At 66.3% G+C, this 21,141-nt stretch carries 18 protein-coding genes; 8 read left to right on the forward strand and 10 right to left on the reverse strand.

Annotated elements, in window-relative coordinates; genetic code table 11:
• The first annotated feature begins 46 nt into the window (after positions 1–46).
• Positions 47–1,720 carry a tetratricopeptide repeat protein gene (locus AAHM44_RS18220; protein ID WP_342250859.1) on the forward strand — a complete coding sequence of 558 codons (1,674 nt, stop codon included), beginning with the start codon at positions 47–49 and terminating at the stop codon, positions 1,718–1,720.
• Here AAHM44_RS18220 and AAHM44_RS18225 read toward each other — a convergent pair.
• From AAHM44_RS18225 to AAHM44_RS18235, 3 genes are all read right to left on the reverse strand, one after another.
• Complete coding sequence (locus AAHM44_RS18225; protein ID WP_184168546.1) at positions 1,717–1,980, reverse strand: hypothetical protein; 264 nt, start codon at positions 1,978–1,980, stop codon at positions 1,717–1,719. The genes AAHM44_RS18220 and AAHM44_RS18225 overlap by 4 nt on opposite strands.
• 44 nt (positions 1,981–2,024) lie before the next feature.
• Positions 2,025–2,951: a sulfotransferase domain-containing protein gene (locus AAHM44_RS18230; RefSeq protein ID WP_269576059.1), complete on the reverse strand. Its 927-nt coding sequence runs from the start codon at positions 2,949–2,951 to the stop codon at positions 2,025–2,027.
• Between the two features lie 218 nt (positions 2,952–3,169).
• Positions 3,170–4,315, reverse strand: coding sequence for a carbohydrate porin (locus AAHM44_RS18235; RefSeq protein WP_269576060.1), 1,146 nt, complete (start codon positions 4,313–4,315; stop codon positions 3,170–3,172).
• A gap of 150 nt (positions 4,316–4,465) precedes the next feature.
• Here AAHM44_RS18235 and AAHM44_RS18240 point away from each other — a divergent pair, with 150 nt between their 5' ends.
• Positions 4,466–6,226: a methyl-accepting chemotaxis protein gene (locus AAHM44_RS18240; RefSeq protein ID WP_269576061.1), complete on the forward strand. Its 1,761-nt coding sequence runs from the start codon at positions 4,466–4,468 to the stop codon at positions 6,224–6,226.
• 82 nt (positions 6,227–6,308) lie between these two features.
• On the opposite strand, the gene AAHM44_RS18245 is transcribed toward AAHM44_RS18240, so the two are convergent.
• Positions 6,309–9,083: a TonB-dependent receptor gene (locus AAHM44_RS18245; protein ID WP_342250860.1), complete on the reverse strand. Its 2,775-nt coding sequence runs from the start codon at positions 9,081–9,083 to the stop codon at positions 6,309–6,311.
• Positions 9,084–9,319: 236 nt separating this feature from the next.
• Here AAHM44_RS18245 and AAHM44_RS18250 point away from each other — a divergent pair, with 236 nt between their 5' ends.
• From AAHM44_RS18250 to AAHM44_RS18265, 4 genes are all read left to right on the forward strand, one after another.
• Positions 9,320–9,826 (forward strand): DUF1993 domain-containing protein, encoded by a 507-nt coding sequence (locus tag AAHM44_RS18250; protein WP_269576063.1) that lies wholly within the window; start codon positions 9,320–9,322, stop codon positions 9,824–9,826.
• Positions 9,826–10,695 (forward strand): 2-dehydropantoate 2-reductase, encoded by an 870-nt coding sequence (locus AAHM44_RS18255; RefSeq protein ID WP_342250861.1) that lies wholly within the window; start codon positions 9,826–9,828, stop codon positions 10,693–10,695. Before AAHM44_RS18250 ends, AAHM44_RS18255 begins: the two co-directional genes overlap by 1 nt.
• Positions 10,696–10,740: 45 nt before the next feature.
• On the forward strand, positions 10,741–11,487 hold the full coding sequence (locus tag AAHM44_RS18260) for a GGDEF domain-containing protein (RefSeq protein ID WP_342250862.1): 747 nt from the start codon (positions 10,741–10,743) through the stop codon (positions 11,485–11,487).
• Positions 11,488–11,579: 92 nt separating this feature from the next.
• Positions 11,580–12,290, forward strand: coding sequence for an HAD family hydrolase (locus AAHM44_RS18265; RefSeq protein WP_342250863.1), 711 nt, complete (start codon positions 11,580–11,582; stop codon positions 12,288–12,290).
• 24 nt (positions 12,291–12,314) lie between these two features.
• Here AAHM44_RS18265 and AAHM44_RS18270 read toward each other — a convergent pair whose 3' ends face one another.
• From AAHM44_RS18270 to AAHM44_RS18290, 5 genes are all read right to left on the reverse strand, one after another.
• A complete protein-coding gene (locus AAHM44_RS18270; protein ID WP_342250864.1) occupies positions 12,315–12,923 on the reverse strand; it encodes an ATP-binding cassette domain-containing protein in 609 nt (202 codons plus the stop codon).
• Positions 12,913–13,599, reverse strand: a complete 687-nt coding sequence (gene modB, locus AAHM44_RS18275; protein WP_184168555.1) for a molybdate ABC transporter permease subunit — start codon at positions 13,597–13,599, stop codon at positions 12,913–12,915. The genes AAHM44_RS18270 and modB overlap by 11 nt, the downstream gene beginning before the upstream one ends.
• A 27-nt stretch (positions 13,600–13,626) precedes the next feature.
• Entirely contained in the window at positions 13,627–13,779 is a 153-nt protein-coding gene (locus tag AAHM44_RS18280) for a hypothetical protein (protein ID WP_184168556.1), read from the reverse strand.
• Positions 13,780–13,863: 84 nt separating this feature from the next.
• A complete protein-coding gene (gene modA, locus AAHM44_RS18285; RefSeq protein WP_342250865.1) occupies positions 13,864–14,634 on the reverse strand; it encodes a molybdate ABC transporter substrate-binding protein in 771 nt (256 codons plus the stop codon).
• A gap of 41 nt (positions 14,635–14,675) precedes the next feature.
• The gene (locus tag AAHM44_RS18290; protein ID WP_342250866.1) at positions 14,676–15,680 is read right to left on the reverse strand and encodes a phytase; all 1,005 of its coding nucleotides are present in this window, start codon (positions 15,678–15,680) and stop codon (positions 14,676–14,678) included.
• A 135-nt stretch (positions 15,681–15,815) separates the two neighbouring features.
• On the opposite strand from AAHM44_RS18290, the gene AAHM44_RS18295 reads away from it, so the two are divergent.
• Positions 15,816–17,519, forward strand: coding sequence for an Hsp70 family protein (locus tag AAHM44_RS18295; protein ID WP_342250867.1), 1,704 nt, complete (start codon positions 15,816–15,818; stop codon positions 17,517–17,519).
• Entirely contained in the window at positions 17,516–19,213 is a 1,698-nt protein-coding gene (locus AAHM44_RS18300; protein ID WP_342250868.1) for a hypothetical protein, read from the forward strand. Before AAHM44_RS18295 ends, AAHM44_RS18300 begins: the two co-directional genes overlap by 4 nt.
• A gap of 11 nt (positions 19,214–19,224) precedes the next feature.
• Here the strand turns inward: AAHM44_RS18300 and lepA are convergent, their stop codons facing one another.
• Positions 19,225–21,033 carry a translation elongation factor 4 gene (lepA, locus tag AAHM44_RS18305; RefSeq protein ID WP_269576072.1) on the reverse strand — a complete coding sequence of 603 codons (1,809 nt, stop codon included), beginning with the start codon at positions 21,031–21,033 and terminating at the stop codon, positions 19,225–19,227.
• Between the last annotated feature and the right edge of the window lie 108 nt (positions 21,034–21,141).

Raw genomic sequence — 21,141 nt, forward strand, 5'->3', positions numbered from 1 at the left:
CGGACGCACTTCGTCTTCGAACGTGTTGAAATCCGGGAACGATGCCATGTCGATCGGTCGCTGCTGCGCGCTTCTGCTCTGCCTGCTCACCCCGGCCCTGGCCCAGGCGCAGACGGGTTCGTCCGACATCGTCGTGCAGGGCAATGGCGAGGAGAAGAAGAGCGACTGGCGCCGCGCCGAGACCGCGCACCTGATCGTCTACAGCGACGGCAGCGAAAGCGAGCTCAAGCGCGTCATCACCAATCTTGAGCGGCTGCACGGTCTGCTTTCGCGCATCTATCGTGGCGGGGCGAAGACGGACGAGACCGCCAAGCTGCAGGTCACGCTATTCGGCGACGGCAATTTCCAGGACAAGCTGGGTCTGCGCAACGTCCGCGGGATCGAAGGCCCCTATGCCGGCAGCTTCGCCGAGCAGCGCTATTACGACATGCGCGAGGAAGGCGACGTGATCGCCATCGCGCGCAAGGACCAGCTGCTCGACATGAACACCAAGCGGGCCGAGGACCTCGACTGCGCCGACGCGCTGGCCGAAGGCGCGTGGGACTGCCCCTTCCCGCCTCCCTATTTCCCGCCGCTGGTCCGGCGCTGGGATGCTGTGCTCTACTCGGCCTTCGCCCAGCACTTCCTGCGCACCCATACGCCGGACGTGTTCCCCCGCTGGTACATCGACGGCGTCGGCGCGATCTTCTCGACATTGCTGGTGCGCGAGAACGGCGTGATCGACTATGCCCGCGCGCCTGACGGCTATCGCGCCTTCTACCGCGCCTATCAGCCGATCGACGTGGGAGATGTGGTGACCGGCCGCTATCTCGATGCGCCGAAGAACCAGTGGAATCCCTATCAGGCCTGGGCGATCGCCCATTATTTCCTGTTCTCGAACCTGAAGGCCGAACGATCCAAGCAGTTCCGCGCCTATCTGGCCGCGATCGGCCGGGGCAGGCCGATGGCCGAGGCGGCGCAGGTGTTCGGCGATCTGGGCAAGCTGCGCGCCGATCTGACCACCTATCGCGGCAGTGTGCTCGCCTATGCCCGGACCGCCAAGCCGCTGGCGCGCGAGGAGGAGCCGCTGGTCACCCGCCTGTCGCTAACCGGTGGCGCGATGGTCGAGGCCCGTCTCCAGCTGGGCGCGCGCCTTGCCCCCTTCCCCACCGATACCGCCGCCGCGGAGCCCTGGCTCAGCCAGTTGCGCGGCAGGCTCGCCACCCTGCCCTATGAACCCGAGGCGATGCTGGTCGAGGCCGAGGCCGAATGCCGCGCCGGCCATGCCGATACCTGCCTCACCATGGCCGAGCGCGTGCTGGAGAAATCGCCGGACGATATCCGTGCGCTGAGCTGGAAGGGCGTCGCGCTGACGACGCAGGCGGTTGCGGCGCCGGCCGCGGAACGCGCCGCCCTGCTCGCCGCCGCCCGCAAGACGCTGGAGCGCACGATCCAGCTCGACGGCGAAGCGCCGCTGCCGCTGATCGCCTATTTCCAGAGCTATGCCCGCCTCGGCGAGCGCGTGCCCGATACGGCGATGCGTGGCCTGGCCATCGCGATCCGCGCGGTGCCGGCAGCCCCTGCCCCGCGGCTTTACATGGCGCAGGAGCTGGTGCGGCAGAACCATGCCGATCTCGCCCGCCAGGTCGTCTGGCCGCTGCTCTACGGCGCCGACGACACACCCGAGAAGCGCGCTGCCCAGGCGCTGTTCACCGGCGGCAGCGCCACCGCCGCGCGCTAGTCGCGCTCGAGCTTCCAGGCGGCGTCGAGATATTTCTCCGCCGCCACCCTGAGCGCCGGCTCCTCGTCAAAGGCTTCGGCCGGCAGAGGCGCGATGCCAAGCCCTTCCATCACCACCCACAAGGCGAACTTGCGCGAGGGCTCCTGCTCGACACCGAAATCGATGCGCAGCCGTTCCTCGCCCCGCGCGCGCTCGGCTTCGCTGAGCGCCTCGGGTTCGTCGGTGTCGAAATAGTGGAGTAGCAGTGCGTCGAGGTCCATGTGCCCTACTTCGGCGCACGGACCCCGATCTGCAAGCGGGGCAATTACGCCGCTTCGCCGCTCGCAAGCCATGCGGCGCATTCCGGGCCGAGCTCGGCCAGCGCCATCGCCTCGTAATTGGCGACATCCTGAGCGGTGAGCACCTCGCGCCAGCGGCCATTGGTGCCCTTGTTGATGAAGGTCTCCGCCCCGCCGTCCCAGAACACGCCGCCCAGCGGCGCCGACCTGGCGGCATTGGCCTTCATCCAGTCGAAGCTGCAATGGCGCAGGATACGCGGGAAGCTCTCCGCCTCGATCTCGATGTCGAGGAAGGCCGCGATCTTGCGGATCTCGCCCGCCAGGTCCCGCTTCAGCGCCTCGAAATGGACGAGATGGACGTTGGGCAGGTCGCGCACCGCCCACCAGCTGCGCACATTCTCCCAGAAGGACCAGAACGGGGCGCCATCGCCGTCGAGCCATTCGCGGAAATATTCGGCGACATCGGGATTGGCGCGCGGGATCGGCGGGCCAACCCGGCCGGGCGTGTTGTTGAGGATCTCGTACCAGGCGTCGGTCGCGTGGAAGTGATGGTTGTGCAGGCTCCACGCCACGTCGCGGCCGTCACGCGCGACATAGAGATATTTGGCCCTGGGGCTGAAGCGCAGCGCGTCCACCGGCAGATGCGTCTTCAGGATCCGGCGATGCTCCTGCTCCTCGAGCGCGGCGAGCTTCACCAGCACCGGCGGCACGCGCAGGTCTACCCAGGGCGAGATCTCGGCCACCGAAACCTCGGGATCGCCACCGAAGATCAGTTGGGCGACGATCTGCTGCGTCCAGGTGGTGCCGGCCTTGGCATAGGTCGAGACGACCACGTCATCGGCGCGAAACGACAGGTCGTTCCACACGGTCGAATCGAAATGGTGGTTGTGCAGCTCACGCAGCTTACGCGGATACGCCGCCGGCTTCGCAGCCGGCGCAAAGGTCACGGGCATCTCGTCAGTCCTTCAGGGGGTGCGACCAGTGATTTATTCTTGCAACACACCAGCGTCAATTTTCAAATCACGCCAAGTGTTATCAAGATAAACGAGCGCTATAGCCCGGTGCTATACCGTAAAACTGCAGTAACGCCCTGAAACAATTGAAACGAGAATTACCGTTGACTATCAGGATTTTGCGCATCGATTTACCAAAATCGACGCGCAACGCCCGGTCAGAATTCCAATGTCGCCCGGAGCGTGAGCACGGTCACCCGTGCCGCATCGACATCGCCGCCGCGATTCCAGATGAACTGCACGTCGGGCTGCAGCGTCAGGAAATCGGTAAGCTTGTCGGAGAAGGTGAATTCCACCGCATTCTCGGCCTGCGCGGTATGCACGCCGTCGCCGCGCAACAGGTCGCGATACCCCCTCGAAAGATAGGCCTGGTTCACGCCGAAGGAGACCTGGCTATCGTCGCGACCGGGCAGGACATGGGTGGCGAGCACGCCCGCCTGCCAGCCGCCCTTGAACGGGCTGGTCTTGCCGTCCGAGATGCCGGCGCGGACGAACAGGCTGGTGGCGAAGGGGCCGTCCTGGTCACCAATCGCCTTCTGCGCGATCACATAGGCGCCGCGCGCATGGCGGCGGATCGGATCCCCAGCGCTGTCGGTCTCGGCGATGTCGTCCTGGCGCTCGCTATAGCCCCAGGCACCCAGCGCGAACTTGTTGCCGTCCTTCTCCACGCCCGCCTCGCCGATCAGCAGCACACCGTGGTGGAAGTCGAATGCGTGGCCGCGATCGTCGCCGAGCGCGCCGGCGGTGGCATTGAGCAGCGCGACCCGTGCGAAGCCCGCGCCGCCGAAACGCTGCTCAAGCCGCACGGCCAGCGCCGTCGTCGGGAAGATCGAAGGGCCGTTGGGCCCGGTCGAGGCGATTTCCGAGCCCACGCCGAAGGCCGGGGCGATCAGCAGGCCGGCGGCATCATTGGCGTAGAATTCGCTGTTGAGGTCATACAGGCCGGCGCGCAGCGAGGTTGCGGCGCCGAGCTTCTGCTCCACCCAGATCTCGAACAGGCGCAGCTTCGCACTGGCGACTTCGATATTATCGACGCCCTGCAGCGTACCCGCCGCGTCATTGGGGCGGCCGCCCAGATTGTTGAGCACGTCGACATGGAAGCTCGCGCCGTTCCAGCCGACCAGGCGCTCCAGATCGCCATTCGCTTCGATGTTCAGGTCGTCCAGCCCGAAACTGCGCAGCTTGCGCCGGTCCGCCGCCACGCCCGAGAGATCGGCGCGATAGGTGGCACCGATATCGAGTGCCGGCTCCTGCGCGTCCTGCGCAAATGCCGAAGGAATGACCAGCAGAGAAAGTACGGACACCGCCGCACCGAAATTCGCACGCATTTAGCAAGCCCCAGTTACCGACATCCCTCGGAAACATTTGTAGAGGGCTCGAACCCGCAGCGGACTTTCCACCTATAATTCGTGCTGAAACCGGATGCCGCGACAGGCACCGCGCGGGAGACTTTCGTGAAGATCACGTCGCTCAACAAGGCAACGACCCAGGCTGCCGCCGTTCTTATCGGCATCACCGCGCTTTCGGGCGGCACCGGGCTGTTCATCGTTGCAAAGGAAAACAACGCGATCGCCCAGCAGGCGGCCGCCGCGGGCCTGCTCCAGAACCATATGGAAGCGGACATGATGCACGACGCGGTCCGCGCGGACGTGCTCGCCGCGCTGGTCGGCGGCGACGACGCCGCGCGCAAGCAGACGCTCGATGATCTCAAGGATCATCTCGGCACGCTTTCCCGGACGATCAACGAGGATGCCGCCTTCCAGGGCATCGACAGCATCGTAGCTGCGACGAGCAAGCTCAAGGCGCCGATGGACGCCTATGCCGCCGCCGCGCAGAAGATCGTCGATACCGCCGCCAGCGATCCCCTCGCCGCCCGCGCGCAGATGCCCGGCTTCATGGACCAGTTCCGCGCGCTCGAGAAATCGATGGAAAGCGCTTCGGAAGCGATCGAGGGCCATGCAAAGGAAGTCGCCTCCAGCTCGGCCACGCTCGGCACGGTGGCGATGATCGTCCTGTTCCTCACGCTGCTGGCGGGCATGGCCGCCGCATTCCTGCTGGCCCAGGCCGCACGCCGCTTGCTCGTCCGCCCGCTGCTCGACCTTGCCGACACCATGCGCGCGCTCGACAGCGGAGACCTGTCGGTCAAGGTGCCGCACGCCGCACGCGAAGACGAACTGGGCGGCATGGCCCAGGCGATCGATGCCTTCCGCGACAAGCTCAAGGCCGCCGAGGAAGCCAAGGAAGCACAGACCAAGCTGATCGTCGAAACGATCGGCACCAGCCTCGACGCGATGGCACGGGGCGACCTCAGCGTCGAGATCGATGCCGAGCTCACCGGTCCGTTCGCCGCGCTCAAGCGCAGCTTCAACGATGCCGCGCACGGCCTCCGATCGCTGATCGGCACGGTTGTCACCGGCACCGAGAATATCCGCACCGGCGCCAATGAGATCGCCTCCGCTTCCGAGGATCTCGCCCGCCGTACCGAACGCAATGCCGCAACGCTCGAAGAGACCAATGCCGCGGTCAATGCGATCGATCACCGCCTCAAGTCGATCGCGCTCTCGGCCAACGAGACGCTGTCGCGCGCCGATGGCGCCATCGCCGTGGTCGGTACCGGCCGCGCGATCGCCGACGAAGCGGTGCAGGCGATGACCCGGGTCAGCGAAAGCGCCAAGGGCATCGACTCGGTTATCGAGGGGCTGGACAAGATCGCCTTCCAGACCCGCGTTCTCGCGATGAACGCCGCCGTCGAAGCCGGCCGCGCCGGTGAGGCAGGCCGCGGCTTCGCAGTGGTCGCCGATCTCGTCTCCGCGCTCGCCATGCGCGCCGAGGAAGAAGCCGGCCGCGCCCGCGACCAACTCACCCATACCCAGGCCGAAGTCGTCACCGCGGTCGACGCCGTGATGAAGGTCGATGGCGCGCTTGCCGATATCTCGGGCGATGTCGGCCAGGTCCATGCCCTGATCGGCACGATGGCGGAGGACAACAACGCCCAGAGCCATGCGATCAGCCAGGTCAGCGAAGCGATCGGCGACATGGATCGCGGCACCCAGCAGAACGCCGCGATGGTCGAGGAAACCTCGGCAGCCGCGCGCAACCTCACCCAGGAAGTGGACTCGCTGGCGGACAGTGCCGCGAACTTCACGATCGACGCCCCGCACGGCCACCGCGCCGCGCCGCAGCGCCAGGTCGTGAACGGCACCACCGTGCACTAGGTTCAGGCCATACCGGAAAATGAGAAGAGCCGGCGCGGTATCCACCACGCCGGCTCTCTTCGTTTCAGCGCCCAGCGGGCGATCAGAACTTCACCTTCACACCGAACTTTCCGGTGAAGCTGTAGTCTTCATACTGCAGCAGCCGCTGGCCACCCTGGAAGTTGCGATAGGCGAAATAGGGCTCGTTGGTCAGGTTGATCAGATCGCCGAAGACCTGGACGTTCTTGGTCACCCAGTATTTGGCACTGATGTCGAGCTGGAAGTGGTTGTCGACATAGCGGTCCTCGCTCGCATCGTCGCCCAGCTCGTCCAGATACTTGTCGCGATAGGTGCCAGCGACGCGGAACGAGACCGGCCCGTTCTCATAGCCGAGCACCACGTTGAACGTATTGCGCGAGGACGAAGGCAGCGAGATGCGGCGCGGATCGCCGATATCGCCATCCTGCAGCACCGTGCCCTTGGCATCGGTGAAGGTGTAGTTGATCTGGGTCAGCAGCCCGCTGAGTACGCCCGGCAGGAAGCTGTAGACCTGGCTGTAGCTGAACTCGATGCCGTCGATACGTGCGCTCGGCCCGTTGTATGGCACCTGCGCCTCGTCGAGCACGCCGCCGTTATAGGCATAGTCCTCATACACGCGATCGACGATGTAGTTCTTGATATCCTTGTAGAAATAGCCAAGCGAGATGCCGCCGCCCTTGCCGAAATAATATTCGGCCGCGGCATCGAAGTTCCAGGCTTCATAAGGCTTGAGGTTCGGGTTTCCGAACTCGCCCTCATTGTCCTCGATCACCACGCGCGGGGCGAGCTTCGAGAATTTCGGGCGCACCAGGCTGCGATAGCCGGCAGCGCGCAGGACGAGGCCATTGGTCGGCTCGAAACGCGCGGTCAGGCTGGGCAGCCAGTCGGTATAGCTGCGGGTGACGCGGATCGGCGTGACCGTCTCGTCATCCAGGTTCAGTTCCTGGCCCTGGATGTCGTTATAGGTGTGCTCCATACGCACGCCGGCGATCAGACGGATCTTCGAACTGTCCCAGCGTGCGAGCAGATAGCCGGCCGAGACGTCTTCCTTCACCTTGTAGTCACTGTCGTTCGAGCTTTCGAACGTGTCGCCGTCATCCAGCTCGAACAGGCCGCTATTGTTCTTGAAATAATTGCGGAACGCGGTCTTCGACAGCGCCGGCTCGATGTTCGCCAGGTCATAGTCCTGCGGACCGAGCAGATCCTTCATCGTCAGGTCGCCCGGGCCGTCATATTCATAGACGTCGATGTTCGCGTTGTAGCGCTTGGTGCGCCAGCGGAACTTGGCGCCGCCCTGCACGGTGAACTCGCCTCCGCCGGTTGCGAAGGTCCTGGCGACGTCCGCCTTGGCCGACCATTCGGTATCGACCGAGTCGCTCAGCGTGGTGCGCTCGAGCTTGTCGAACTCATATTCGCTGGCGTTGTAGAAGGCGTTGGCGCCCGCCAGGATGTTGTAGCGGGTCTTCATCGGGTTGGCATAGTCGAATGCCACGATGAAATTGTCACCGTCGTCGAACTTGCGCTCGAACGCGGCCGGATCGATCGAGCCGTTCTCGCGCTCGCTCGAACGCGCCCAGCTGCCCGAATAGTTGAGCTTCCAGCCATTGGCCTTGGTCTCGCCGCCCAGCGTGATCGACTTGATCTCCTGGCGCTCGAACCGGTCCTTCAGGTCGCGGGTGACGGTGATTTCGCCATCCTGCGAGTCGAAGGTCGCGCCGGTGGCGGTCGCGCTGGTCGGCGACTCGTCCATCTCGAAGGTCAGGCGGCGGCGATATTCCTGATCGTCGAAGCGCGAGTAGAGGCCTCGGGCATAGAGCGTCGTGGTGTCGCTGGGCTTGAAGTCGAGCGACAGCGACGAGCTGAAGCGCTGCCGCTCCACGTCATAGTCGCGATACTCCATGGTGTCGGCATAGGCCTTGCCACCATCCTCGTCCCAGCCATCCATTTCCTCGTTGTTCGTCGCGAACTTGCGCTGATAATAGGAGACACCGCCGGCGATACCGAAATTGTCGGTGATCCGCGTCGAGAAATCGAGACCGACCTTGGGCGTCACCGCCTCGCGCAGATTGTTGTAGCTGCCCTCGACCGAGACGGTCAGCAGGTCCTTCTTGCGAGCGAAGGCGCTCACCGTGTTGATCTCGATCGACGCACCGATCGTATCGGCGTCCATGTCCGGCGTCAGCGACTTCTTGACCTCGATCGACTCGATCGTGTCGCTCGAGATCACGTCGAGCGCGACCGAACGGATGTCGGATTCGGGCGAGGGCAGACGGGTACCGTTCACGGAGGTGGCGTTAAGCTCCGGATCGAGGCCGCGAACGGAGACGAAGCGCCCCTCGCCCTGATCGTTGAGGATGTTGACGCCGGGCAGGCGGCGCAGCGATTCCGCGACATTCTGGTCCGGGAACTGGCCGACCGAGTCCCGGGTGATCACGCTCTCCACGCCGTCCGCGGCGCGCTGGCGCGATAGCGAACCGAGCAGGTTGGCGCGCTGGCCCATGACGAGGATCTGGCTGCCGTCGGTGCCGAGCACCAGATTCTGCTGGGCCACGCCGTTCTCGGGCACGACGATCTTCTCGTCGCGGGCCGGCACGCCGGCGAACTCGGCGCGCAGCGTATAGGTGCCGGCCGGCACATCGGAGAAGCGGAAGCTGCCCGAAGCGTCAGCCTCGGTGGTCCGGCCCAGCTCGACGATGGTGACGCGCGCACCCTGGAGGTTGCGGGTTCCGCTCGCTTCCGAGACGTTGCCGGTCACGTCATTGGCATAAGCGGATACCGGCACGGCGAAGAGCACCGCGCCAAACATCAGGCGCGTGCGGAAGGACGGTTTGCGAGACATCGGAATTCAACCCCCATCAGGAATGCGGGGGCCGCGTTGCAACCGATCATGAACGGTACATTGCGTCTCGGCGACACTTCAATGACATGAGGGCCAGCTATCTGATTTCCATAGACTCTTTTCGTCACCCGCCCCTGTGCGAAATGTTGCGGCGCAACAGTATCAGGCGATCCGGAAACATTTCGCCGGCGTCACGCCCGTTGCACAGCCGCCCCGCTCCCCTTATCTCCGCGCGCATGTCGACCGAACTCTACGACCTCACCGTCCCCGTCTTCCTGCGTGGCTTCAAGGCCATGTCGGCGTTCCTCGAAAAGGCACGCATCTGGGCGGACGAGAACAGCATCCCGCATGCCGAGCTGCTCGAAGCGCGCCTTGCCGACGACATGGCGCCGCTGAGCTCGCAGATCCAGCGCGTCAGCGACGGCGCCAAGTTCGCCCTCGCCCGGCTCGGCCAGCTCGAGGCACCGGCGATGGCGGATACCGAGACCAGCTTCGATGAGCTGCAGGCCCGCATCGCCGCGACCGTGGCCTTCCTCAAGTCGGTCCCGCGCGAAGCGGTCGACGGGCGCGAGGACGCTGATATCGAAGTGAAGACGCCGAACCGCAGCTTCCACTTCAAGGGCCTGCCCTACGTCACCACCTTCGCGCTGCCGAACTTCTACTTCCACATCACCACCGCCTACGCGATCCTGCGCCACAAGGGGGCGCCGCTCGGCAAGATGGACTTCCTGGGCGGCATCTGATGGTCCGGATCGCGGTGATCGGCGCGGGCGCCATCGGCGGCACCCTCGCCGCCTGGCTCGCCCAGAGCCATGACGTGACGGTCTGCGCCCGCTCGCCGCTCGCCGACCTGGAGGTCGAGACACCCGAAGGCGTGATACAGGCCACCCCGCGCATCCTCACCGATCCCGCGGAGGCGACCCAAGTCGACTGGGTACTCTGCACCACAAAGACCTATGACTGCCCCGCCGCGGCCGCCTGGCTGCCCGGGCTGATGGGGCCCACCACCCGCCTGGCGGTGATCCAGAACGGCGTCGAGCAGCGCGAGCGCTTCCCCCAGGTCCCCGCCCAGCGCACCGTGCCGGTCATCATCGACCTGCCCGCCGAGCGCACTGCGCCGGGCCGCATCATCCAGCGCCGTGAGGGCACCATCCATGTGGCCGAGGGCGAAGCCGGCGAGGCGCTGGTCGCGCTGTTCACCGACACGCCGATCGACGCCCAGACCACGCCGGACTTCCTCACCGCCGCCTGGCGCAAGCTCGCGATCAACTGCTCAGGCATCGTCAGTGCCCTCACCCACCGCCCCGCCGAAGTCGCCAATGACGAAGGCGCGGCGGAAGTGATGCGGGCGCTGGTCCGTGAGTGCATCGCGGTCGGCCGGGCCGAGGGTGCCGACCTGCCCGACAAGCTCGCCGACCAGGTGGTGAAGTGGACCACGCTCGCCCACCCGCAATCGGTCAACTCGCTCCACGCCGATTTCGAAGCCGGCCGCCAGACCGAAGTCGATGCCCGCAACCAGGTCATCGTCCGCCTCGGCGCGAAGCACGGCATCGACGCGCCGATGAACCGGGCGCTCGCATCAATACTGATCGCCGCCTCCACCCGTCCTTAACCGTTTCGGGGGCAGAACCCGGCCATGGAAGCCGGAGTTCGCGCCTTGTTGCTTAACCGGAGCGTCTGGTTCGTCGTCCTGCTGGCGATGGCCGGGCTGTATGGCATCTTTGCGTTCGACATCTTCCGCGACGAGACCTCGTCGGTCACCGACCGCAAGCTGCGGATCGAGCTGGACGAGTTCCTGCTCTTCGCATCGGCACTCATCCTGTTGCTATTCAGCTATGGACTGAACCAGCACCGCGCGCGTGGGCGCGAGCGAGACCGCCGCATCGCGGCGGAGCGCAGCGCGCGCGACCTAGGCTATCACGACGCGCTCACCGGCATGCCCAATCGCCGCGCCTTCGACGAAGCGCTCGGCAAGCTCACGCCGAGCGGGCTCCATGCCGTGCTGATGCTTGACCTCAACGGGTTCAAGGCGATCAACGACACCCATGGCCACGGCGCCGGTGACGCCCTGCTGCGCGTCGTCGCCGATCGCATCGCCGGCGCGGTACGCGAGGGCGACACCGCCGCGCGGCTGGGCGGCGACGAGTTCGCGGTCATCACCCCCGGCCTCGCCAATCCCGAGATCGCCAGGGTCATCGCGGGCCGGCTCGCGGAGAGCATTGCCCGCCCGGTCTTCGTCGAAGGGCGCACGCTGCATGTCGGCACCGGCATCGGCATCGCCCTGTCGCGCGCCGAGAAGCTCGGCCCGGAGGAACTCACCCGCCGCGCCGACCTTGCCCTCTACGCCGCCAAGCGCAGCGAAGGCGTGCCCTGGCGGGTCTACGGGCCGGAGCTCGAGGCGTAGCCATAGCTCCAGCCCGGGCAGTCTTGCCCAGCCCGTTGAACTCGCTGGCCGAAGCGCGATAGGGGCCAGCCAGCAACGATGGAGCTGCGCCCATGATCAGAATCATCTGCGTCGATGCCGATGATACGCTGTGGCACAATATGCGTCACTTCAACGCCGCGCTGCAGGCGTTTCAGGCATTGCTCCTGCCATTCGCCGAAACGTCCGTGACGCAGGCCGCCCTGGATGAAGCGGAGAACCGGAATCGCCACGCCTATGGCTATGGCGCGAAAGGCTTCACGCTGGCGATGATCGAGACGGCGATGGAAGTTGCGGGCGATGCTTTCTCCCAGGACCTCGTAGCCCATATCCTTGACGCCGGGCGGATGCTGCTGACCCATCCCGTCGAGTTGTTCGACGGCATCGACCATACATTGCGCGCGCTGAAGGAGCGCGGGGATCTGATCCTGGTGACCAAGGGTGACCTGCTGCACCAGGAAACGAAACTGGCCGCGTCCGGCCTCGGCGACCTTTTCACCGGGGTTGAGATCGTCAGCGACAAAACCGAGCAGACCTTCCAGAGGCTCTTCGCGAAATATGATGTCGCGCCCGGCGAATGCATCATGGCGGGCGACTCTATGCGATCCGATGTTCTGGCACCGCTGAACGCTGGCGCCTGGGCCGCCTATATTCCCCAGGAGGGTGCATGGGCCCATGAAGTTGCGGATAGACCGAGCGAGCAAGGCCGCTTCAGGCAGCTTTCGAAGCTGTCCGAACTGATCGGGTGGATAGACGAGATCAACCGAACCGCCTCGAGCAACTGAACCCTGCTGCCGGCGCCCGGCTTCTCAGAGCTCCACGATCCGCGTCCCCAGCCGCACCGCCTCGTCCCGGTCGTGCGTCACCATCAGGATCGGCAGCCGCACTTCGTCGCGCAGGCGCTCGATCAGCGTCATGATCTCCTCGCGCCGCGCCCTATCGAGCGAGGACAGGGGCTCGTCGAGCAGCAGGAAGCGCGGATCGGAGAGCAGCGCCCGCCCGATCGCCACACGCCGCGCCTCGCCGCCCGAAAGCGTACGCGGCCAGCGGTCGAGCAGGTGGGCGATGCCGAGCAACGCAATCGTCTCGTCCACGTACAGCCCGGCCTCGTCGCGCCGGCCATAGAGCAGGTTCGCCCGTACCCGCAGGTGCGGGAACAGCCGCGGTTCCTGGAAGACATAGCCGGCGCGGCGCTCGGCCACCGGTACGTCGATTGCAGCCGTCGCATCGAACAGCGTTTCGCCCGCCACCCGCACATGCCCGGCATCAGGCTCGATCAGCCCGGCAACCATGTTGAGCACGCTGGTCTTGCCCGCGCCGGAGGGGCCGAACAGCACGGTGAGCCCGTCGCCCGCCTCGATCCGACAGGCGATCTCGGCCTCGCCGATCCGCTTGGTCAGCGCGATGTCAAAGGACATGTAGCCCCCTGCCCGCGCGCCGCGCGATCAGCTCCGAGGCAAGCAAGGCCGCCAGCGAGAGCAGTACCGAGATGCCCGCCAGCCGAAGCACCATCGCCTCTCCGCCCGGCACCTGGAGCGCGGCATAGATGGCGAGCGGAAGGGTCTGTGTCTCCCCCGGCACGTTCGACACGAAGGTGATCGTCGCGCCGAACTCGCCCAGCGCCCGCGCAAAGCCCAATACCGTGCCGGCCAGCACGCCCGGCAGGCTGAGCGGCAGGGTCACGCTGGTGAACACCCGCCAGCGCCCGGCACCCAGCGTCGCCGCGGCCTGCTCCAACCGCCGGTCGACCGCCTCGATCGACAGCCGCATCGCCCGCACCATCAGCGGCAGCGCCATCACCGCGCTCGCAATTGCCGCCCCGGTCCATCGGAACAGCACCGAGACACCAAACCAGCTCTCCAGCCAGCTCCCGATCGGCCCGGCGGGGGCGAAGGCGAGCAGCAGCAGCCAGCCTGTGACGACAGGCGGCACCACCAGAGGCAGGTGCACCAGCCCGTCGAGCAGCAGCTTGCCCGGAAACCGCCCACGCGCCAGCAGCCAGGCCAGCGCGAACGCCACCGGCAGGCATGCGAGCACCGCCACCCCGCCCACCTTCAGCGATAGCCAGACAATGCCCCAGAGCTCGGGAGTCATCGGGCAAACTCGCCTGGAGCCGGGGAATCAGGCATCCCCGCGCTTCACCGGGAACTTCAGGATGCCGAAGCCGACGGCGAACCCTATCAGCAGCCCGATCGCCATATTGTCGATGAGCGCGCCCAGGATGATGCCGCCAAACACGCCCGCGGCGAACCCGATCGAACCGTTTCTGCTCATCAAATGCCCCCGCGATCGGCTCCATGCCGCGAATGGGCCACTAAAGGCGAAGCCAGGGCCCCGGGTCAACCGAGCGACCTTCCTCTAAAGCGGCCGGAACCCGAAGCGACGGAAGATCGCCTTGCCCTCGCCGCTCAGCAGGAAGCGGCGGAACGGCTCGGCGTCCGGGCTGGTCGAGGCCTTGAGCCGCGCCAGCGGGTAGCGGATCGGCGGATGGCTACGCTCGGTGAAGATCGCGGCGATCCGGACCTTGCCAGATGCCTGGGCGTCGGTCGCGTAGACGATCCCGCGCGGCACGACACCCCTCTCGACCAGCGCGAGTGCGGCGCGCACGCTCTCGGCACGCACGATATTGGTCTCGACCGCCGCCCAGCGCCCGCCACTCTCGAGCGCCGCCTTGGCATAGCGCCCTGCCGGCACGGCATCGGGATCGGCAATCGCCACGCGAGTCTTGCCCAGCGCGCGCAGCTCGTCCTGGGGCCGGGCCAGCGGCGCGCCGGCCGGGGCGACGATCACCAGCCGGTTGCCGAGGAACGGCGTGCGGGTGCCCGGCACGATCAGCCCGCGCTTCTCGATATCGTCCATCCAGGGTTCGTCGGCCGATGCGAACAGATCGGCGGCGGCGCCGGCCGCGATCTGCCGGGCCAGCGCCGAGCTTGCCGCGAAGGAGCAGACCGGCCGGACATGGCCCTTGCGCGCCCAGGCATCGGCCGCGGCGGTCATCGATTCCTGCAGGCTGGCGGCGGCCAGCACCAACGGCGCCTGCGCAGCCCGTGCGGTACGCGGCCTGGCCAGCGCCACCGCTCCGATACCGGCGAGCAGCGCCCGCCGGTCGATCCCTGGGTTGGTCGTCATGCCCCCCTGCCTGACAGTCGCCGGGCGGGGAGGCAAGGCCCTCACTTGAGACGCAGCGCCTTGCGGACATCGGCCCAGCGTACCAGCTTGAAATTCTGCGCGGCGGGGGCGTTGTCGCCGTCCTGCGCAAGCATCAGCCCGCCCTGGAGACCCGAACCGAAGCCGGCGGTGGAGACTTCGATGCCATCAGTCTCGCTGGTCGCACCGAATTTGCCGGCGGTGATCCGGAAACGCCCGGCATAGGCCAGGTCAGGCAGCCGCCACAGGCCATACGCGCTGTCACCCTGGCTCGAGACGACCAGATAGCCGCCCCGCGTGCCCTGGACGGCAATCGCCACGCCCTCGACATCGGCAACCAGCGTCTTGCCGTCGGCTGCGATCACCTTCTCGCCGCCAAGGGCATCACGGGAGTTCGCGCCGAAGCGCCAGACGCCGACATCCTCCTCGCCGACGTAGAGCAGGCCGGTACGATCGTCCGCGACACAGCCTTCGGACTGGGTTGCAAGCTTCATCGTGCGCACCCGGTCCGCCTTGATCGCCCCGCCCTCGGGCAGGATCTCCATCTGCACGATCGTGCCGGCCTTGTGGACGACAAAGGCGTACAGCTTGCCGCCGCGCGGCGCGTACATGCACAGGCCATAGGCTTCGCCGGCACCGGCATCGAAACGGCCGATCTCGGTGAGCTTCGCCGCCTTGGTATCGAGCGTATAGAGCGCCAGCTTCGCGTTCGCCTTGTCGTTGCGGTCGCTGGCCGCGACGATCACCTGCCCGCGCCAGCTGCGCAGGTCGACATTGTTGACCCGGCCAGCCGGCAGGGTCGAACGGAGCTTGCCGGACAGGTCATAGACGTTGAGCCCCGCCTTCTTGTCGGTCGCGACGATCAGGCTTTGCCGCGGATCGCGGGCATTGCGCCAGATCGCAGGATCGTCCGCGGCATCCTCAAGGCTTGCCACCGCCACCGTCTCGCCAACCGCATGAACCTGCGCGGTCGGCACGTCCTGCACGGCAGGCGCAGTCTGAAGCAGCATCAGCGTGGCAAGCAACATGGTATCCCCCTTCAAGTCCGCTCGGGCCTTTATGAAGCGATTGAGACGCTTGGGTTACACTTCGTGACCAGGGTGTTGCGACTGGCGCCCGCCCGGCCCCCTCGATAGGCTGCGACGTCAGGGGGAACGAATCACGTGATCATCGGCATCGATCTTGGCACCACCAACAGTGCCGTCGCGATCTGGCGCGACGGGGAATCCGTGCTCATTCCCAATGCGATCGGTGACCTGCTGACTCCTTCCGCCGTATCGGTTGACGAGAGCGGCGCGGTGATGGTCGGCATGGCCGCGCGCGAGCGCCAGTCCACCCATCCTCGCGACACCGTCACCGCCTTCAAGCGCTATATGGGCACTCAGCAAACGGTGACTCTGGGCAAGCGCAAGTTCGATTCGGAGGAGCTGTCGGCCCTCGTCCTGCGCCAGCTCAAGGCCGATGCGGAAGCCTTTACCGGCGAGAAGGTGACCGGCGCGGTCGTCACCGTCCCCGCCTATTTCAACGATCGCCAGCGCAAGGCCACCCGCCGCGCCGGCGAGCTGGCGGGACTCAAGGTCGAGCGGCTGGTCAACGAGCCGACTGCGGCCGCGCTCGCCTTCGGGATCCAGACGCGCGAGCAGGAGCCGTTCCTGGTCTTCGACCTCGGCGGCGGCACGTTCGACGTATCGATCGTCGAAGTGTTCGAGGGCGTGGTCGAGGTCCGCGCATCTTCGGGCGACAACCGGCTGGGCGGCGAGGATTTCAACGAGCTGCTCGTCCAGCATGTCCGCCCGAAGCTCGATCCGGCGGGCAAGCTCGCCGGCGCCGATCCGGTGATGTTGCAGGAACTGCTCCGCGCCGCCGCCGAGCGCACCCGCCGCAAGCTCAGCGAAGGCGACGAGGCCGAGTTCGCCATCGTCTGGCAGGGCGAGCAGTTCGCGACCAACGTCACCTCCGCCGATTTCGAAACCGCCGCCGAGCCGCTGCTCAAGCGACTACGCGATCCGGTGCTGCGCTCGCTGCGCGATTCCAGCATCCGGGTCGAGGCGCTGAGCGAGATCGTGCTGGTCGGTGGCTCCACCCGCATGCCGGTGGTCCGCCGCGCGATCACCCGCATGTTCGGCCGCTTCCCCAATGCGACGGTGCATCCGGATCACGCCGTGGCCCTCGGCGCCGCGGTCCAGGCCGGGCTGCTCGCCCGCTCGGAAGCGCTGGAGGAAGTGCGCCTCACCGACGTCTGCCCCTTCACCCTGGGCGTCGACCATGCCGAGCCGGACGGGCGCGGCGGCTGGCGCACCGGGCTGTTCTCGCCGATCATCGATCGCAACACCGCGATCCCGGCGAGCCGGGTGAACTACTACAACACCGTCTCGGACAATCAGCGCGAGCTGCGCTTCGGCATCTATCAGGGAGAGGCCCGCGAGGTCTCCGGCAACGTCAAGCTCGGCGAAGTCCGCGTGCCTATCCCACCCAAGCCCGCGGGCGAGGTCGTCGTCGAGTGCCGCTTCAGCTATGATACCAGCGGTCTGCTGGAAGTGGACGTCAACGTCCCCGGCACCAGCACCAGCCGCAACCTGGTCATCATGGACGACGCCGATCCACTGACCGACTCCCAGCTTGCCACCCGCCGCGATGCGCTCGCAGCGCTCAAGCAGCACCCGCGCGACGAGAGCGAGAACATGGCCGTGCTTGCCCGCGCCGCCCGCTGCTACGAGGGCTTTATCGGCGACCGCCGCGACGCCGTTGGCCATTGGATCGGCGTGTTCGAGAATGCGCTGGCCACCCAGGATCCGCGCACCATCAAGGAAGCGCGCGCCCGGCTGGTAGAGGCGCTGGACGAGATCGAGGGCGAGCGCTTCCTGTGAACCGCGGCGGGCCGGCATGGCGCACGCTCGGCATCGAGCCGACGGACGACACTCGCGCGATCCGCCGCGCCTATGCGGCGAAGCTCAAGGCGATCGATGTCGATCGTGACCCTCAGGCCTTCATCGCGCTGCGCGAAGCGTTCGAGCAGGCGCAGAGCGAAGCGCAGTGGCTACGATATGAGCAGGAGGAGGACGAAGAGGCCGAGGCCGAAACCGCCCAGGCCGAAGCCAGTCGTCCCGACCAAGCGCTATCCGAGCCGGAAGAGGATCCCGACGAATGGGACGATGAGCCCGGCATCGAGATCAACTTCGACGCGTGGGAACGCGATCCACTCGCCGCCGAGATCGCCTTCGCTCCACCGGCGCCCAATCCCTGGGCGCCACCTACACCGGAGGACTATGACGATCATGCCCGCGCTCTGGCCGGGCTGTTGCTCGGCGAGCATGCGGAGCAATGGCCGAGCCCGGAAGAGACCGAGGCGATGCTCGCCCACTGGCAGCGCATCACCCGCGACCCGCGCATGCAGGAAATGTCCTTCTATGCCGACGCGGAGAACTGGTTCGCCGACCTGATCGCCCGCACCGTCCCCTTCTCGGATCCGCTCGTTGCATCGGTGGCCGACCATTTCGGCTGGATGAGTGCCGCCGGCGAGATCAGCCAGTCGCCCGCGATCGCCTATGTCGTGCGCCGCCGCCAGTCGCTCGACTTCTTCGATGCGGTCCGCGCGCCATCGCATCCACTCCACGCGGCATGGCGCGAACTGACCAGGCCAGCACACGAGAAGTCCCGTCGCGGCTGGGTGCGCGGCAGGAAGGTCCGCGAGTTGCTCGCCACGGTCCGCACCCATTATCCAGAGCTGGAGGCCAATTTCGACTCCTATCGCGTCGAAATGTGGGAGCCGACATCCCGCAGCGGCGGCTGGAACTGGACCGGCATGATCGTCGTCTGGATCCTGATCTCGCTGCTCCACTTCGCCAACAGCCAGTGCAAGGAACAGAACCGCTTCGCCCCGATCCCCGGCGTCGAGGCGCCGGTGATTCCCGAGACGCTGGGCAACGAGCGGGTCGATATCGATCGCGCACTCGAGGCGCTGTACGAACGCAATCTCGACATTGCGACGATCGAGGACAAGAACCCCGAACTCTATGTCGCGCTGATGACGTACTGGAAGGATTCCTTCCTGCGGAAGGACAGCTGGGTCAACTTCACCAACGGCATGATCCCGTTGCTGAACGCGCGCGTCCAGGCGGGCATTCCCGGCGCGCCCCTGCCGCTGCTGCGCGACTATCACCGCCTCGCGCTCGACCGCGCCCTGGCGCTGCGCGCCGTCAGCCCCGACGTCTGCGCCAATTATTTCGCCGGCAAGGACTATGACGGCAGCAAGCTTCCCAAGAACCTGGCGGAACGCAACCGTGCGATCATGGCGCGGATACTCCTCGCCACCCGTGCCGGGCCCGACGGCAAATCGACGCCGTCGCCGGAGCCCTCAGCCGGCCAGACCAAGACGTTCAACGTCCCGGGCTTCATCATGGAGAAGGCATCCACCCGCGCGGGGATGACGCGCGAGCAGCTTGGCCAGGCGATGCGGTACCAGGGCAGCAACGCGCAGCAATGCAACGGGCGCATCGCCTTCATGCAGACCGTGCTGGCAGAGCCCGACGACAAGGTCGGCAAGCTGTTGCGCACGCTGTAAATGGGCGAGGGTTATTCCTCGCCCATCCGCAGCGCGGCGATAAAGGCTTCCTGCGGGATCTGCACCGAGCCGTACTCGCGCATCCGCTTCTTGCCTTCCTTCTGCTTTTCCAGAAGCTTGCGCTTACGCGTGATGTCGCCACCATAGCATTTGGCGGTAACGTCCTTGCGCAGCGCCGCGATCGTCTCGCGGGCGACCACCTTGCCGCCGATCGCCGCCTGGATCGGGATCTTGAACAGATGGCGCGGGATCAGGTCCTTGAGCCGCTCGCACATGCCGCGGCCGCGCGTCTCGGCGGTCGAGCGGTGGACGATCATGCTCAGCGCATCGACCGGCTCGTTGTTGACGAGGATGCTCATCTTGACGAGGTCGCCGGCGCGGTGGCCGATCTGCTCATAGTCGAAGCTCGCATAGCCGCGGCTGATCGACTTGAGGCGGTCGTAGAAATCGAACACCACTTCGTTGAGCGGCAGTTCATAGGTCACCTGGGCGCGGCCGCCGACATAGGTGAGGTTCTTCTGGATGCCGCGGCGATCCTGGCAGAGCTTGAGGATCGGGCCGAGATACTCGTCGGGCACGTAGATCACCGCGTTGATCCACGGCTCCTCGATCTCAGCGATCCGGTTGGGATCGGGCATGTCGGCCGGGTTGTGCAGCTCGATCTCGCGCGCTTCCGCCTCACCCGCCGCCTTGGTCAGCTTGAGCTTGTAGACCACCGACGGGGCGGTGGTGATCAGGTCGAGGTCGTACTCGCGGCTCAGGCGCTCCTGGATGATCTCCAGGTGGAGCAGGCCGAGGAAGCCGCAGCGGAAACCGAAACCGAGCGCCGCCGAGGTCTCCATCTCGAAGCTGAACGAAGCGTCGTTCAGGCGCAGCTTGGAGATGCTCTCACGCAGTTTCTCGAAGTCGTTGGCATCGACCGGGAACAGGCCGCAGAACACCACCGGCTGGACTTCCTTGAAGCCCGGCAGCGCTTCGGCGGCGGGCTTCTTGGCGTCGGTCAGCGTGTCGCCGACGCGCGCCTGGGCGACTTCCTTGATCTGCGCGGTGATGAAGCCGATCTCGCCCGGGCCGAGATCCGGCAGGTTCTCGATCTTCGGGCGGAAGCAGCCGACGCGGTCGATAAGGTGCATCGTGCCGGTCTGCATGAACTTGACCTGCTGGCCCTTCTTCAGCGTGCCGTCGATCACGCGGACGAGGATGACGACGCCGAGATACGGATCGTACCAGCTATCGACCAGCATCGCCTTGAGCGGCGCATTCGGATCGCCCTTCGGCGCCGGGATGCGCTCGACAACGGCGTCGAGGATCTCGTCGATGCCGATGCCGGCCTTGGCGCTGGCGAGCACCGCGTTCGACGCGTCGAGGCCGATGATCTCCTCGATCTCGTTCTTCACCTTCTCGGGCTCGGCCGAGGGGAGATCGATCTTGTTGATGACCGGGATGATCTCGTGATCATGCTCGATCGACTGGTAGACGTTCGCGAGCGTCTGCGCTTCCACGCCCTGCGCCGCGTCCACCACCAGCAGCGCGCCTTCGCAGGCGGCCAGGCTGCGGCTCACTTCATAGGCGAAGTCGACGTGACCCGGCGTGTCCATCAGGTTGAGGACATGGCCCTTCCACTCCAGGCGCACGGTCTGCGCCTTGATCGTGATGCCCCGCTCCTTCTCGATGTCCATGTTGTCGAGGACCTGCGCGGACATCTCGCGCTCGGAGAGCCCGCCGGTGCGCTGGATCAGACGATCGGCCAGGGTCGACTTGCCGTGGTCGATATGCGCGATGATCGAAAAGTTGCGGATCTTGGAAAGTTCGGTTGCCATGATGTTGCGCGCGTTAGCAGGCGCGGGCCAGCGCCGGAAGTCCCGCGCGAAATACAAAATAGAAGGGCCCCGGGGGGGAGGGCGCCCCCCGGGCCGCCGGGCGGGGCG

Origin of the sequence: Sphingomonas sp. OTU376 (assembly GCF_038440415.1) — a bacterium.
GTDB classification, from domain to species: Bacteria; Pseudomonadota; Alphaproteobacteria; order Sphingomonadales; family Sphingomonadaceae; genus Sphingomonas; species Sphingomonas kyeonggiensis_A.

Coding starts and splice junctions, on each gene's coding strand:
- AAHM44_RS18220 (WP_342250859.1), top strand. CDS start 47: ATGTCGATCGGTCGCTGCTGCGCGCTTCTGCTCTGCCTGCTCACCCCG.
- AAHM44_RS18225 (WP_184168546.1), bottom strand. CDS start 1,980: ATGGACCTCGACGCACTGCTACTCCACTATTTCGACACCGACGAACCC.
- AAHM44_RS18230 (WP_269576059.1), bottom strand. CDS start 2,951: ATGCCCGTGACCTTTGCGCCGGCTGCGAAGCCGGCGGCGTATCCGCGT.
- AAHM44_RS18245 (WP_342250860.1), bottom strand. CDS start 9,083: ATGTCTCGCAAACCGTCCTTCCGCACGCGCCTGATGTTTGGCGCGGTG.
- AAHM44_RS18250 (WP_269576063.1), top strand. CDS start 9,320: ATGTCGACCGAACTCTACGACCTCACCGTCCCCGTCTTCCTGCGTGGC.
- AAHM44_RS18255 (WP_342250861.1), top strand. CDS start 9,826: ATGGTCCGGATCGCGGTGATCGGCGCGGGCGCCATCGGCGGCACCCTC.
- AAHM44_RS18265 (WP_342250863.1), top strand. CDS start 11,580: ATGATCAGAATCATCTGCGTCGATGCCGATGATACGCTGTGGCACAAT.
- AAHM44_RS18270 (WP_342250864.1), bottom strand. CDS start 12,923: ATGTCCTTTGACATCGCGCTGACCAAGCGGATCGGCGAGGCCGAGATC.
- modB (WP_184168555.1), bottom strand. CDS start 13,599: ATGACTCCCGAGCTCTGGGGCATTGTCTGGCTATCGCTGAAGGTGGGC.
- AAHM44_RS18280 (WP_184168556.1), bottom strand. CDS start 13,779: ATGAGCAGAAACGGTTCGATCGGGTTCGCCGCGGGCGTGTTTGGCGGC.
- modA (WP_342250865.1), bottom strand. CDS start 14,634: ATGACGACCAACCCAGGGATCGACCGGCGGGCGCTGCTCGCCGGTATC.
- AAHM44_RS18290 (WP_342250866.1), bottom strand. CDS start 15,680: ATGTTGCTTGCCACGCTGATGCTGCTTCAGACTGCGCCTGCCGTGCAG.
- lepA (WP_269576072.1), bottom strand. CDS start 21,033: ATGGCAACCGAACTTTCCAAGATCCGCAACTTTTCGATCATCGCGCAT.